Source organism: Porphyromonas bennonis DSM 23058 = JCM 16335, from assembly GCF_000375645.1.
Taxonomy (GTDB): Bacteria; Bacteroidota; Bacteroidia; order Bacteroidales; family Porphyromonadaceae; genus Porphyromonas_A; species Porphyromonas_A bennonis.
Genome location: NZ_AQWR01000003.1, coordinates 24,109 through 37,858, shown reverse-complemented (window position 1 = coordinate 37,858; position 13,750 = coordinate 24,109). Strand labels below are relative to the sequence as shown.

General features: G+C 57.6%; 10 protein-coding genes. 3 read left to right on the top strand and 7 right to left on the bottom strand.

The genetic code is table 11. The features are described from left to right. Positions 1 to 73: 73 nt before the first annotated feature. A complete protein-coding gene (locus B088_RS01125; protein WP_025081519.1) occupies positions 74 to 685 on the top strand; it encodes a TetR/AcrR family transcriptional regulator in 612 nt (203 codons plus the stop codon). Positions 686 to 716: 31 nt separating this feature from the next. Then, the gene (locus B088_RS01120) at positions 717 to 3,044 is read left to right on the top strand and encodes an outer membrane beta-barrel protein (RefSeq protein ID WP_081605444.1); all 2,328 of its coding nucleotides are present in this window, start codon (positions 717 to 719) and stop codon (positions 3,042 to 3,044) included. Between the two features lie 332 nt (positions 3,045 to 3,376). On the opposite strand, the gene B088_RS01115 is transcribed toward B088_RS01120, so the two are convergent. From B088_RS01115 to B088_RS01090, 6 genes are read right to left on the bottom strand one after another with little or no spacing between them, the layout of a single operon-like run. Beyond that, the gene (locus tag B088_RS01115; protein WP_018106564.1) at positions 3,377 to 5,290 is read right to left on the bottom strand and encodes a fimbrillin family protein; all 1,914 of its coding nucleotides are present in this window, start codon (positions 5,288 to 5,290) and stop codon (positions 3,377 to 3,379) included. Then, positions 5,287 to 7,923, bottom strand: coding sequence for a transglutaminase domain-containing protein (locus B088_RS01110; RefSeq protein ID WP_018106563.1), 2,637 nt, complete (start codon positions 7,921 to 7,923; stop codon positions 5,287 to 5,289). The genes B088_RS01115 and B088_RS01110 overlap by 4 nt, the downstream gene beginning before the upstream one ends. A gap of 50 nt (positions 7,924 to 7,973) precedes the next feature. After that, positions 7,974 to 8,978, bottom strand: coding sequence for a porin family protein (locus B088_RS01105; protein WP_025081516.1), 1,005 nt, complete (start codon positions 8,976 to 8,978; stop codon positions 7,974 to 7,976). A 16-nt stretch (positions 8,979 to 8,994) separates the two neighbouring features. Further along, entirely contained in the window at positions 8,995 to 9,747 is a 753-nt protein-coding gene (locus tag B088_RS01100) for an ABC transporter permease (protein ID WP_018106561.1), read from the bottom strand. Continuing rightward, on the bottom strand, positions 9,744 to 10,442 hold the full coding sequence (locus B088_RS01095) for an ABC transporter ATP-binding protein (RefSeq protein ID WP_018106560.1): 699 nt from the start codon (positions 10,440 to 10,442) through the stop codon (positions 9,744 to 9,746). Before B088_RS01095 ends, B088_RS01100 begins: the two co-directional genes overlap by 4 nt. Positions 10,443 to 10,450: 8 nt before the next feature. Further along, the gene (locus tag B088_RS01090) at positions 10,451 to 11,395 is read right to left on the bottom strand and encodes an ABC transporter substrate-binding protein (protein ID WP_018106559.1); all 945 of its coding nucleotides are present in this window, start codon (positions 11,393 to 11,395) and stop codon (positions 10,451 to 10,453) included. A gap of 242 nt (positions 11,396 to 11,637) precedes the next feature. Between B088_RS01090 and B088_RS01085 the strand changes: the two genes are divergently transcribed. Continuing rightward, positions 11,638 to 12,537 carry a helix-turn-helix transcriptional regulator gene (locus B088_RS01085; RefSeq protein WP_018106558.1) on the top strand — a complete coding sequence of 300 codons (900 nt, stop codon included), beginning with the start codon at positions 11,638 to 11,640 and terminating at the stop codon, positions 12,535 to 12,537. 252 nt (positions 12,538 to 12,789) lie between these two features. Here B088_RS01085 and B088_RS01080 read toward each other — a convergent pair whose 3' ends face one another. Next, a complete protein-coding gene (locus B088_RS01080) occupies positions 12,790 to 13,743 on the bottom strand; it encodes a PorV/PorQ family protein (protein ID WP_162137989.1) in 954 nt (317 codons plus the stop codon). Positions 13,744 to 13,750 lie beyond the last annotated feature (7 nt).

Genomic DNA, 13,750 nt, shown 5'->3' with positions numbered 1-13,750 from the left:
GTGGTTTGACAGTTTGGTTTTATATGTCTACCTTGGCACCCAGAAAGACATTATTACGGTAGTACTAAAGCAGATGAGCAAGAGCGAAGAACGTAGGAATCAGATACTCGTGGGAGCATTCAACCTCTTCTTGACAAAGGAGTATGCGGATGTCACCACCTCTGATCTTGAAGAAATAATAGGATTGTCCAGAGGAGCTATCTACTATAAGGTGAAGAACAAGGAAGGACTCTACAGAGCGGTCATCGACAAGTTCGTCTTTGAGCTGCTATCCAACTCCCTCCAGAGAGAGGTGTCTGTATCAAGCGAGAAGCCATTCCTTGGCTTCATAACAAACGAACTAAACCTCACGAAAGAGCGAATGAACTCTGTAAGGAGTACCCTCAAAGGTGCGAACTCCTCGGAATACATAAACTTACTCTCCTCTGCCAAGTTTCACTACGAAGGGTTTAGCAACAAGTGCGGCGCCCTAGACCATGAGATAACAAAACTGTGGGTAGAGTATTGCAACAAGGGGCTCTCTGTGGGAGAGCTGAGCCAGGGCATTGACCCACTCTTGGCAGTCACTATGTTCCGATCGCTATACTATGGTGATTCGTTTATCCAATTCATGATAGGGAGTGAGTTGGATATTGAGGAGCTGAAAAAGAAATATATGCTGCTGTATAATGCTATACGCGGATGACACGTGAGACAGTACGAATCAAAGGCAAGCTATGAACTTACGGACAATTGTACTAATCGGAAGCTTATTCCTCATCACGGGAACAGCAATTACCGCTCAAGAGCTGACCGTGACGGGGACAGTGCTGATGGCGAGCGACTCGACGGCAGTGCCTGGGGCATCTGTTCGTCTGAGAGACACTAAGGGAGAAACGATTACCGGACTTGCCACCAAGGACGATGGCACGTTCGTCATCCAAGCCGAGAGCCAGAGAGTGTCCGACCTCCACATCACTTATGTAGGACTTGCACCCACAACCATCGGCATCAAAGGCGCCAGACAGGCGAAAATAGACCTTGGACAGATCTACTTAAGAAACGACGACAAGACGCTCACTGAAGTGGTCGTCCAAGGCAACCTAAAGCAGATCGACCGCGAGATCATTTTCCCCAAGACCAATCTCGTCAAGGCAAGCCCGGATGCACTTACACTCCTCTTTAATCTCTCCCTGTCCGGGCTTACGGTGGATATGGCTCATAAAACGGCAAAGATCCGCGGAAAAGAGATCTACTGGATGATCAACGGGGTTCCCAAGACGATGAGTGACGTGCTTCAGCTCGATCCGAAGAAGATCCTACGCCTCGAGTACTCCGACCTTCCCTCCATCCGACTCCTCGACAAAGATCAAGGTGGGTACATCAATGTCATCCTAAGAGAGCGTACCGACGGCGGCACGGTGCGGACAAGCCTCAAGAGTGCACTCTGGACAGGATTAGCAGAAGCCGGCATTAGCGCCAATTACCACCGGGGCAAGTCGGATCTCACCCTCGATTACACAGGAAGCTATCGCGACTATCCCAGATGGCGCCAAGATGCCTCCCAGTCTTTTATCAAGCCAAAGCAACAAATAAAGAGGGAGGAAAACGGGCAGGAAAAGAGTCCGATGTTTATGCTCAACCAGAGCCTAAACCTTACCTATTCCTACATCCTGGACAAGAGCAACATTTTTAGTCTGACCTGGCGCAATGGTTTTGGCAGACAGAGCTACGACATTCGGTCTGAGATGACTGAGACCGGTAAGATACCATACACCAGACGCAGCCTGAGTCGGTACAAGGGCTATGTACCGGCCTTGGACGCTTACTACAAGCACAGCTTCAGGGACGGCGGTATCTTGGAAACAAACCTTGTCGGGAGCCTTACGACGGGCGAAAACAACCGCGATCTCACTGACAAGGTGGAAGATACCATAACCAGCTCGGTATCTAACCCCGTCAGAAACCGATACTACTCCTTAGTCGGAGAAGTAAGCTATCAGAGACTGATCCACCCAGCGATTTATCTGCTCCTCGGACTCCAAGAAAGCTACGGACGCGCATCTAACACCTACCTCACAGATGACTACACCGACCTACTCGACCGCAACAACACGTACCTCTACGGGCAAATATCGGGGCGTCTCTCAAAGGCTACGCAGTACAGTCTCGGCACAGGGCTCAAGGTCCTCTACACTGCAGACCAAGCCGACCACAGGACGTTCGTAAAGAACCAGAGCAGCCTGGCTCTCTTCTATTCACCTACCAATAACTGGAACTTCTCATTCAATAGCCACCTTACCCCCTACCTGCCGGCACTCTCGCAGCTCTCCCCCGTCTCACAGCGCTACGATGACCTGATCATCTACGCCGGTAATCCCGACCTCAAGCCGGGCACGGAGCTGAATAACCGGCTGACTGCAAGCTACCGAAAGAACAAGTTAGACGGATACATCGACCTAATCTACAACCATACTTTCAACCCCATTTACTCCAGTATCCTCTACGACGCAAGCCGGGATGCCTTCATTATGCGACCGGAGAACGGACATTTCAATACTAAGACCGGAGCGAAGCTGAGCATGACTTGGAGTCGGTTACTCGGCTTTATGACCATTGTGGGAAATGCCGGATACAACTATTTCCGAAGTGATGTCGGCGGGAATCCACTCGAGCTACACGACTTTTACTGGGATCTGTCCTTGATGTTCACCTACAGAGACTTCACTATCGCAGGTTACTACACAGACGTGCCCGCATCGCTGCGCAATCAGACGATCACCCGACCGGGACCCAACTCCGGTCTAACCTTTATCTGGAATAAGGAAACCCTTACCCTCTACGCCCAAATGCTCTATGTCGGCATCCCCAATGGTGATGTATACCGCACAAGAAATTACTCAAGAGTGGCACCCGGCACTCAGTCCATCGTCATCCCCGACAACGGCAACATGCTGACGCTGGGGCTTGTATGGAACGTCTCCTTCGGCAAGAAAGGACAGCGCATCAACCGCAGCCTGAATAACTACGACAAGGACAACAGCATAGTCAAGGTCCAAGAATAAGTATTGACTGTTCCTCAGCAACGTCAAGGGGTGCTTCGTTCCCAACCTTCACGATGAGTGGAGTGGCTTCTGTACCACTCAAATACGTCACCCCTACCCTTCCATCACTCCATAGATGTCAACCTATTTCAGGATAAGCGGATCGGGAAGTGTAGGGAAGTCTACCGTACATGCAGAGAAGAGACAGGGGAGGACTGCGAGAGACAGTCGCGGGAGGGATGGTGATATATTTGCATTCATTCCTGCCCCACCTCAAGCTATTTGAGGGTAAGACATCGGAGTGAGAATGTTGCTACCACTGACACAGCCCTCCCGACAGAGAGTCTGCAGAGTTACCGGAAACAGAAGTCATCCAGCATCAGGTCGATGTCGGATGCGCCGCCGAGCTTGATCGCCAGCGACTCGCCACCGCGCTGAGAGCTGAGCCCTACCGATCGGACATCCAGGGAGACCTTGATCCACTGACCACGGGTGTTGATGGTGCCTTTGTAGAGATTCCGCGGTTCTGGCTGCAGGACGACATCACGTGAGCCGACCTCGCCGAGATTGTAGCAGACGTAGCTCTGCTGACCATTTGCCCCCACCTGATCGGAGTAGACATTGACCGACATAGAGCGGGCGGAGCTGACGCCCTTGAGGAGGAAGGAGATCGTCTCCGTGCCAGAGGGGATCGCGCCCTTGAAGGAGAGGAGGTACTCATTCCCATTAAGCCTCTTGACCACCGAGAGCACCTGACCGCGATCCGGGTAGGCGTGGTCTCGCGAGATGACCGCATAACTTCGCAATCCCTGCTTGCCAAGTGCGGCCCTGAAGTCTGTCTCACTCTCGCAGTCAGCGCCATCGAAGAGCCACTTCGCATCCCCCGGGTCCCTCCCCGGATCGGGCGTATCATCGACCGATCCGCTGTCGGTCACCCGGAGGAGCAGGTCGTCGATGCGCCACCTCACGCTCTCGTAGCCCTTGCTGGTGTAGACAAAGGCGAAGTGGACATTGGCCTGCCCGTAGACGAAGTCCGGGAGGGAGATCGAATTGGGGACAAAGTCCTCCGACTTCGCCGAGGGGTAATTGGGGATGGTCACCTGCTGCCACCGAGCCGCCTCAGGATCATCGAGCGGGAAGTCCTCCGTGGTCACAAAGAGCGTCTGCTGCTCCTGCATCCTCTTTCCGCCGATGATGCTGTGAGCGAAGGAGAGCCGGGCATCAGAGACGCTGGTGAAGTCGAGCGAAGGGGAGAGGAGTAGGATCTTGGTGATCCCCATGCCCTCACTCGACACCGTCGCACAGCCCTCATCCGCACGGAAGTCGACCCCTGTGCCGATGACGGTATGGCTGCTCATCTGACCAAGCGACGTATCGAAGTGCTCCTCCAGGATGGTTCGCTCACCGACTCCGACCGTAGGGTCGTCCAGGTAGATGTCCCCCTCGATCCGACCGCCCTCGACGAAGGAGCGGATGGAGGCAGAGAAGCCCCCGGAGGAGACTTCCGGAGTAGACTGCTTAAGGTGCAGGATCAGGGAGTAGTAGATGCCGCTCTCCGACCTAGCGACCTGCTCAAAGGCCGGCTCATCGAGCGTGACCGTCTTGCTCCCCACGCCGATCTGGATCTTGTGCGATGGGTCACCAAGCGTCTCGCCAGGCAGGATGTAGGAGACAAACGTGTCTCCATAGCGCACCGCAGAGAGAGGTTCCACTGCTTCGCCCGCCGTAATGGTGCCGCTCCGCTTATCCATCAGCCCTCCGGAGCGGTAGCCCAGCAGCTCCACAGTCGCATCGGAGAGGTCCAGTCCCTCGATCTCAGAGACGAGTCGGACACGGATCTGGGAGAGCCGGTGAGAGAAGGAGAGCTCCACCTGAGTCTCCCCTTTGATTCCTTTTCCCTCCCCATAGAGCAGAGCGCACTGGTCTCGCAAGTCGAAGGAGACAGATCCCCCGCCGCCGTAGCTGTAGGGGTAGTAGGCGTGGAAGGTCTCACCCTCCGGAGCCATGGAGATGCGCCGATCACTCCGGGGGGCAAAGGCGCCGTCCCCATGCGTCGTGACATAGGGGACATCGGTCTCCCGGGAGGAGAAGATCCCGATCTGGTCGCCCGCCTCCCAGCGGTCATCGAGGACACGCAGGCGTGGCGCGGAGGCAACGAAGTCAGGGTAGATACGCTCCTCGGTCTCCTCGGTCAGCTCCACTTGCTGCGCACAGGCAGAGAGGAGAAGGGCGAGAAGGGGGAGGGAGAGGAAAGAGAATTTATTCATAGTCGTGAGAGGACATCGGCGATCTGTCCACCGATACCGATGGTGTAACCCTGGTGGAAGTAGACAACGCGATTGAAGGTGTCGGCAACGATCACCACCGGATAGTCAAGCGGCAGGGAGCGCTCCAGACCCTCTGCAAGCGCTATATCCAGTCCCTGTGTGTCGACACCCCAAGAGGCTCCAGGGAGGAGGCTATGGAGCGCCTCAGAGGGCGCCTGCGGTGTGAGGACAACGGTCGGGATGGGTAGCTTGCCGGACCCGTCAGCGATGGCGCCTAGGTCGCGGAGGATATGATCGGACGGCTCGTGGGCATCGCGGGCCAGCACGAGGAGGTAGTAGCCCCGTCCCGTGGTGCTGAGGAGTGAGCGCTCCTCGCCCGAGAGATCCTCGTAGAGGGACTCGGAATCGAAGTTTCCGATCACCGCCAGGGCACCCTCCTCCCTGTCGAAGTCGATCGCCATAGGCTTCCCGCAACTCATCCTCCGGATGGAGGCGAGGACGGTGCCGTCGGCAAGCCTGCTGCCGGTGAGGAGGAAGTTGTCCGGGTAGAGGAGCGACTTGCCCTGCAGATCGGTGTAGGGAACCATGTCGTCGAAGTAGTAGGTCCTCATCTGTCCATCGGCAGGATCGAAGTAGCCGACGGTGAAGTGAGACGTGTAGTGGGGCGTGCGGACGGTATTTGACCCCTGCTCGTAGGTGAGCTGTAGGGGGCAGTCCGCAGCAGCCTCCTTCTCCTCCTTTAGATAAGGGATCACCTGCTCCCTACCCTCATCGTCGCGGTAGCGGACAACGCTGTTGCCGAAGTCATACCAGGTCGGTACTCCGGCCGTGCGGAGCAGTCGGATCAGCAGGATGGTGAGGGAGCGCTGGTTACCGCGCTGGAGGATCCAGGTGGAGGCGGGCGTCATGGGGAGGTTGAGCGGATTGTACTGCTTGTCGTACGAGAGCTGACCCATACGATCGAGGATCCGGGTCACTCGCTCCTCTCGGCTGAGCTCCTCGTTGCCAAGGATCTGCTCGCAGATCAGATCCAGCTCCGGCTGCTGTGGCGCGATCGGCTCACGGTCCATGGCCCTCGGGCAGTAGATCATCGGCTCCTGCCAGTCAGCGTCGGTGAGATCTCGGTCGAGCACCTGCTCGAGGGCGGTAATGGATACATCGTGGAGGTCCTTCTCGGTGAGAGAAGAGAGAAGGAGAAGGGCGTGGTGCAGCCGTCCGCTCTCAGCCGAGTGGCGGAGGAAGTGCTCTATCGTAGCGTGGTATCCGCGGCTCTTGGGGAAGAGGTCAAGGAGCAAGGTGCGGTCCTCGCCCATTGCGCCCAGCTCGTCGGCCAGTGAGGCAGCCTGCTCTGCTGTGGGGAAGGTGGCGGTATACGACTCACGGACGGCATCCTCATCGGCGAGTAGACGAGCATTCTCTGCCGCCTGAGCTTCGGTGTACCTAACCTCCGGGGTCTGCTCAACCGGCGGGGTGAGCCGAAGGTGTTGCTCCGCCGGTATGGTGTCGAGCGGGCGGAGGGTCAGCTCGAGGGTGCTGCCGCCCTCCTTATTGGTCATCTTCTCCATCGCGACTCGGTCCTTGCCCTTGGAGGCAAAGATCACCACATCCCCGAGACCGAGGTTAGTCACCGCTTCTCCTCGAGCATCGGTTGTGCGGGTGACAAGGGGGTAGAGCTCGGCGTAGTTGTAGATGCGGTAGGTGACGGTGGCGCCATCGACCGGCTTACCAGCCTCGTCCAGGACGCGGACGGTCATCGGTGCGGTGCGGATGTAATTGGGCGTCACATTGAGCTCGGTGAAGCAATCGTTTTTGCTCAGCACCTCCTCGTCGCCATCGTAGTCACCAAAGGCAGTGGTATGGAGCATCATCGCCCGCATCACCGGGGCGTCAAACCAAGCATTGTCCAGCACGGGGGCTGGTTCGCTCGCCCCGAGGTAGTGCCACTTCCCATCTACCCACGCCTCGACCCAGGCGTGGTTGTCGTCCGTATGCGCCCAGCGGGGTGTGTAGACCTGCCGCGCCGGTATGCCGACGGTCCGGAGCACCGCGACGACGAAGGTACTCTGCTCACCACAGCGGCCGAGGGCATTCCGCAGCGTGGCAATCGGGCTGGAGGTGCGACCGTCCGAGGGCTGATAGGTGATGTGCTTATGGGCCCAACGATTGAGCGCCAGGACCGCCTGCTCCATCGTCATGGTATCGACGAGGGCGGACAATTCGTCGTAATAGGTAGTCCGGAAGTCATCCAGCACCTCGTTATTCACCCGCTTAGGGAGGACAAAGGCGCGGAAGAGAGCGCCCGGGACCTCCTTCACCCACGGCATCTCCTCCCTCGCCCTCAGCGTCACCCGGACATTATCCAGATGATAGGCAATGCTGTGATCCATCAGGTCCGGCAGACTCATATAGGCGTAGAGGTAGGTCATCGCATCCCGCTCCTCGGCGGTCACGTCGACGAAGCGGAGGGAGTCGGTCGGAGAGACTATGCCGAGGGTGTCGATCTTCGTCTCGAGGGCTTTCTCAGCACGAGCCATCACATCGGAGGGAAAAAGCGACTCGCTCCGCCCCCCGCCGCATGAGGTGGCGAAGAGGGTCAGAGCGAGTAGAAGAGTAAGAGGTGTAAGTCTATTCATGGCTAACGGTTTTTATATACAGACCAAAGTTAGCCAGAAAAACTTAACCGTCAGAAGCCGAACTGGAACTGCATCCGGATGTGGTGGTCCATCGGGCCGTGTCCCTCACCCTGCGGTGCGACGAGACGATACTCCAGCTGCCAGCGGGAGAGCTTGCCAAACCAGTGCTGCACACCGAGCGTACTGGTGAGGAGACTGCCGGGACCCATGCCGGTCTTGAGGTAGTCCACGGAGGCGACGAAGTCGTACCGCTTGGTCATATGTGCCACAGCGGTGAGGTAAGCCCCCTGTCCCACGACCCCGGCATCCTTGCCATACATATACTCACCCGTCAGGGAGACCGGCTTGGTGGCCAGCTGCACGGCGCCGCTGACGCGGTGACGGACATAGGGCGCACCCGCCTCGACCCCCTTGCCGGCCCCCATCGCGTGGAGCTCACCACCGAGGTAGGAGGCGTGGAGCGTCAGCAAGGGTATGGGGCGAATGTAGAGGGCACCGCCGTACATCTTGCTGGTGCCGAGGTCAAGGGCATTCATCCCCTGACCATTCATCACCGCCAGCTTGTAGGAGAGCACCCTGCCCCAGAGGTCACCCGACATCTCGAGACCAATATCCCTCCCGGAGGTACCCGAGTAGAGCGGATCCATCCCCACGCCGGCGAAGTAGACCGTCGGCATGGTTCCGCCGAGGCTCAGCGGATTGAGGAAAGGCGCCACCTGATTCTCCAGACCGAAGGGCGTCTTCATCTGCCCCACACGGAGGCTCAGCTCCGGAGCGAAGCGGTAGGACATATTTAGCTCCTTGAGGATCGCGGGGCTATTGAGCTGAAAGAGGACAGCCGCGCTCCACCGGTCGGTAATGCGCATGGTCCCCATAAGCTCTGACTTATTGACGCCAAAGGAATTCTTCCCCGGCCCAAGTAGCGCATCGTAGTAGACCTGACCGTACCCGTGGATCTCGATGCGCTTTCCCCTATCGAAGTGATGGTGCCCCTGTGCCGATAGACCGGGCATCAGGACGAAGAGGAGGAGAAGCGATAGTAGTGCTTTTTTCATAAGATAAAGAAGTGAATTAGTGACCTGCTGAGCGCCATCGACAGAAGTGCTCCTCAGCAATATCTGTAAGAATAAACAAGATAAATCCGGTGATGCTCAGGACGACGATCCCGCCGTACATATCGATGTAGTCAAAGCGCATCCAGGCATCGGTGATGAAGTACCCCATGCCGCGGTCGGTGCCGTAGGTCTCCGTGACGAAGAGGACAGAGATCGCCGTCCCGATGGCGACGCGGAGCGTAGAGAGGATATCCGGCAGCGCTGCCGGCAGGAGGATGTACCGCAGGATACGCCAGCGATCGGCACCGAGAGAGCGAGCTATGTGGAAGCTCTCCCGGGGGATATTCGTGAGGCTGTCGCGGACATTGACGATCACCTGGAAAATCAGGATCAGGACGATCATCGCCACCTTTCCCCCATCGCCCAGCCCGGCTATAAGCATAACGATCGGCAGGAGAGCGAGCTTCGGGATCGGATAGGCGAGGTAGGTGAGGGCATTCATCGCCCGACCGAAGGGGCGATAGCTGTAGATCAGCCAGGCGATGACCAGACCGAGGAGTAGCGCAATGGGGATGCCGAGGAGGATCCGATAGAGACTCGCCAGGAGGTGCGGTCCCATCTTCCCCGCCAGGAGCGCCGGCAGATGACGGTAGACCACCAGTGGCGAGATCAAGGCCCCCTCCCCGATGAGGAGATAGGCTACGTACCAGATCAGATTGATCAGCAGCGTGCCGACGAGGAAGCGGTAAGTGATGCTATCCGGTCTCATGACTTGATCTCCTCTGCGAGGCGCTCCGCCGATGCGCCTCTCGTCTCAGAGAGGATACGCCCCGGCGTGCCACCCATGACGATCACCCGCTTCGCCAGTCCGGCGATCTCCTCCACATTGTGACTCACGAGGATCGTCGTCAGCCCGAGCCTGCGGCGGAAGTGCTGCAGGAGCGCCCTACTCCGCTCTGCGGTCCCGATGTCGAGTGCCGAGAAGGGCTCATCGAGGAGCAGCAGGTCCGGGTCCTGCACCATCGTCCTCGCCAGAGCGACCCGCTGTCTCTGCCCGCCACTCAACTCGCGCGGATAGCGATCGACGAAGGGGGCGATCTCAAGCGTCTCCAGCACTTCATCCAGGTGGGTGGCATTGGGACACTCCTTTCCTCCTAGCGTATGGGGAAGGAGGATATTCTCTCGAACCGTCATCCAGGGGAGGAGGGCAAAGCCCTGCGGAACCAGCGCCACGGAGTGGACCTTAGGATCAGGGGGCAGGTCATCGATCAGCACTGTCCCCTCATAGTCGGTGATGATCCCGGAGAGGACGTGGAGGAGCGTCGACTTACCGCACCCCGAGGGACCGGTCAGCCCGAGGATCTCCCCATCCTCGAGCGTGAGCGTGAGATCCTCTACCGCCACCGTCTCGCCTCGTCGCCCCTTATAGGCGACCGAGAGGTGCTCTATCGACACCCGACTCATAAGCTCGGTTACTGCGGGAGATACGAGCCGTCGACCAGTCCCTCGCCGGTATAGTCCGCCGGGACGAGGTCGTGCTCATGGAGCCAGGCGAGCGTCTCCTCCATATCCTTGGCTGAGGGGAGCGCCGCATGACGATAGTCCGGAAGGGTCACCTGATCGACCAGCCCCTCAGGGATGCCGGCATCCTCGACGAGGATCGACTGCCACTCGGAGCGGGGGTGAGAGAGCAGGTAGTCGACACCGAGATTGTACCCCTCGAGGAGGAGCTTCACCGACTCCGACTTCTCGTCCAGAGCCTCGCGTCGCATCATCGTACCGGTGACAGAGATGCCGAGCGCCCTGGTGGAGGAGAGGGAGGCGAAGCCCTTAGACTTCGCAATGGTGATGAAGGGGTCGGGGAAGACCGAGCCCTCCAGCTCGCCACCAAGCATCATCTCGAGCCGAAGAGGGATCTTATTCACCTCCGGCTTCTCGACGTCCGTCGGCTCCATGCCGGCGGCGCGGAGCATCAGGTCGGTAGAGTAGTCGATCACGGTATTACGCGAGACGCCCACCTTCTTCCCCCTCAGATCCTCCATGGTAGAGAGCCCGCCGGTCGCCATCATCTCGAAGTAGCCGTCGTGGGCGGTGATGAGCGCGAGAGGCATCCCGGCAGCATGCTGGATCGCTGCGCCGGTATAGTCGATCACGGTACCATCCACCTGGGCGGCACGGAAGGCGGCATCCCGATCGTTGGCGGAGAAAAACTTGACGATCTCCACCTCCAGCCCCAGCGAGTCGTAGATCCCCATCTTCTCAGCCACCACGTAGGGCAGGTAGTCCATTGACGACATGGCGCCGATCTTCAGCGACGGCAGGCGGCGCTCCTCCTTACTCTTCCCCGTGCATGAGCAGGCAAGAAGGGTCAGGAGTGCTCCTGCGAGGAGGAGGGTAAGGGTAGATTGCTTATTCATAATTACATTGAAAGACAGCATTAGACTAAATATCTAATAGCAAAGGTACCTAAAAGAAAGTGAAGTCCGGAGCGACATCTTCAAGAATTTGCATCAATATTCTTTGTCCGATGGAAGAGATATTACAATATCGCTTGTGGATTCTGGTTGCTTATTTGGCTGAAAAGAACTAACTTTGTAAAATTATTGGTACAGGCATACAAAGACCTGATACTACTGAGAAATAGAGTAATGGAGGATCAATGATTACGAATAATAGAAAGGATATCGTCGACATCGATCGACATCTCAATTGTCACCACTATGGATGTGCCCTACGCTGCCCGCTGAGAAGCTATCACCTGAAGAAGGGTGAGGAGCTCACCATCGACAGCGAGAAGCACTTCATGTTTGTCTTCGTGGAGGCACGCTCCTCATCATACACCTACAGGGACGAGACTGAGAGACACGCCTGCCGAGGAGACTTCTTCCTCTTCCTCGGTACGCAGCGCACCGTGACGATCTACGGCGAGGGGAAGGACACGACCGTGCACACCTTCTTCTTCAGCAAGCCCACACAGCTCTGCGACAATTACGCCATCTCTCAGCTCAAGGACAAGGCACCCACATCACATGTCTTCATCTCCCTTCCCACCCACGAGTCGATCAAGATGGTGCTCGACAGCATGCTCTACATGCACAATCATCAGCTCAATTGCATCAACATCTACGAGTCGAAGCTCAAGGAGCTCTTCTTCTACCTCGGTGCCTTCTACGAGAGAGAGCAGGTAGCGTGGATCCTTGCGCCCCTGCTGCGTCAGGAGATCGACTTCAAGGAGTTTGTGGTCCAAAACTTCCTCCGCGCCAAGACGGTCCAGGATCTGGCCGATCAGAGAGGGATGCCGGTGCGGGTCTTCAAGAAGAAGTTCCAAGAGTCCTTCAATATGCCCCCTTACACCTGGATGCTCCAGGAGAAGGCGAAGTACATCGACCTGCAGCTCGCAGACGCCGCAGTACCCTTCTCGGAGATCATCAAGGAGTTTGGCTTCTCCTCTCCCAGCCACTTCACCGTATTCTGCCGCCGTCAGTACGACATGACGCCTACTCAGCGCCGTCACAAGCTCCTCCGCGAAAAGGCAAGAGCAGAGATGAAGGAGAAGTAATCCCACCCACTTAAGCAAAAAAAGAGGTCCCCCGCAGACGATCTGTCTGCGGGGGACCTCTTTTTTTTTGCTCTCTCCTAACCATGCCGTCGGAGGCATCAGACTAATACCGGTAATAGAGAGTTCTAATACCGATAATAGCGTAAACTAATAGCGGTATTAGTCGAAACTAATACCGCTATTAGAAGTGGCTCTGGTGCACAGTCACTTATGCAGAGAGCCGAGGTTGCTTAGTTTTCCTAACTGCAGCGCTCAGAAGTGACAGCCTACAGAGAGGGCAATGTGATTGGCCTCCCTCAGCTGTGGGGCGACCCTCCAGGCGAGGCCGACAGAGGCATGGCGTATCGGCTGATAGCAGATACCTCCGGTGAGGTGGTACTGACCGGGCAGGATCGTGCCGCCGAGCTGGAAGCTCATCACATCCAGGAATGCTGCACCCAGTCCAAGACCAACGGCATACTGCCCTGCCGAGGCGGGCTGGACGAGGTAGTCGCCGGTCGCCGCAGCGATCAGCGTCCACTCCGAGGTGAGTCCGTAGCGCAGGTCACCGGCGAGAGTGACGGAGCCGGGCATGGTGTACTTGCCACTCTTCTTTCCGTAGAGGACCGCTCCACCGAGATTGCGGAGTGAGGCTCCGAGGGTATAGCTGAGGGGAACCGAGGAGAGCCGACTGCCGTAAGTGGTACCGAGAGATCCGCCGCCGGTGAGTGCGATCTTGCCGATGTAGGACTCGACGAAGTGTCCTACCACGTAGGCTCTCCAGTGATTATTGATCCGGAGGGCGTAACCAAGGTCGGCCGTGATGTCCATCGGGTGTATCTCGCGGCCATCCCCGCTCTCGGTCGACGTGAGGACACTTCCCCCGCCGAGGTAGCGGAAGCCTGCGATCAGGGCATGCTTGTCGCGAAATCTCCAGCTCCCAGTGACGGCGTTGTAAAATCCACTCCCCGAGCGCATCGAGTCGTGTCCCGTACCGATGATGCCGGTGTAGGAGAGTGAGAAGCGCTCGCTCCGGTCAAATACAGCCCCCGGGGCTGAGTAGATGTAGTGACCTCCGGAGAGGGTGCTGCCCCCGGTCTGACCCATGGATGCAGAGAGGGCATCAGGATTCTGAGCGAGGACGGGTAGCGTCCCGGAGTCCTCCTGAGCGGAGGCGGTCAGGGTGATACCGGCGAGGAGGAGGGCAATGGCGTATATGTGTTTCATGATATAC

Bases quoted from the DNA above. Each gene is read 5' to 3' on its own strand.
- B088_RS01125 (WP_025081519.1), top strand. From the start codon at position 74: ATGAGCAAGAGCGAAGAACGTAGGAATCAGATACTCGTGGGAGCATTC.
- B088_RS01120 (WP_081605444.1), top strand. From the start codon at position 717: ATGAACTTACGGACAATTGTACTAATCGGAAGCTTATTCCTCATCACG.
- B088_RS01085 (WP_018106558.1), top strand. From the start codon at position 11,638: ATGATTACGAATAATAGAAAGGATATCGTCGACATCGATCGACATCTC.
- B088_RS01115 (WP_018106564.1), bottom strand. From the start codon at position 5,290: ATGAATAAATTCTCTTTCCTCTCCCTCCCCCTTCTCGCCCTTCTCCTC.
- B088_RS01080 (WP_162137989.1), bottom strand. From the start codon at position 13,743: ATGAAACACATATACGCCATTGCCCTCCTCCTCGCCGGTATCACCCTG.
- B088_RS01110 (WP_018106563.1), bottom strand. From the start codon at position 7,923: ATGAATAGACTTACACCTCTTACTCTTCTACTCGCTCTGACCCTCTTC.
- B088_RS01095 (WP_018106560.1), bottom strand. From the start codon at position 10,442: ATGAGTCGGGTGTCGATAGAGCACCTCTCGGTCGCCTATAAGGGGCGA.
- B088_RS01100 (WP_018106561.1), bottom strand. From the start codon at position 9,747: ATGAGACCGGATAGCATCACTTACCGCTTCCTCGTCGGCACGCTGCTG.
- B088_RS01105 (WP_025081516.1), bottom strand. From the start codon at position 8,978: ATGAAAAAAGCACTACTATCGCTTCTCCTCCTCTTCGTCCTGATGCCC.
- B088_RS01090 (WP_018106559.1), bottom strand. From the start codon at position 11,395: ATGAATAAGCAATCTACCCTTACCCTCCTCCTCGCAGGAGCACTCCTG.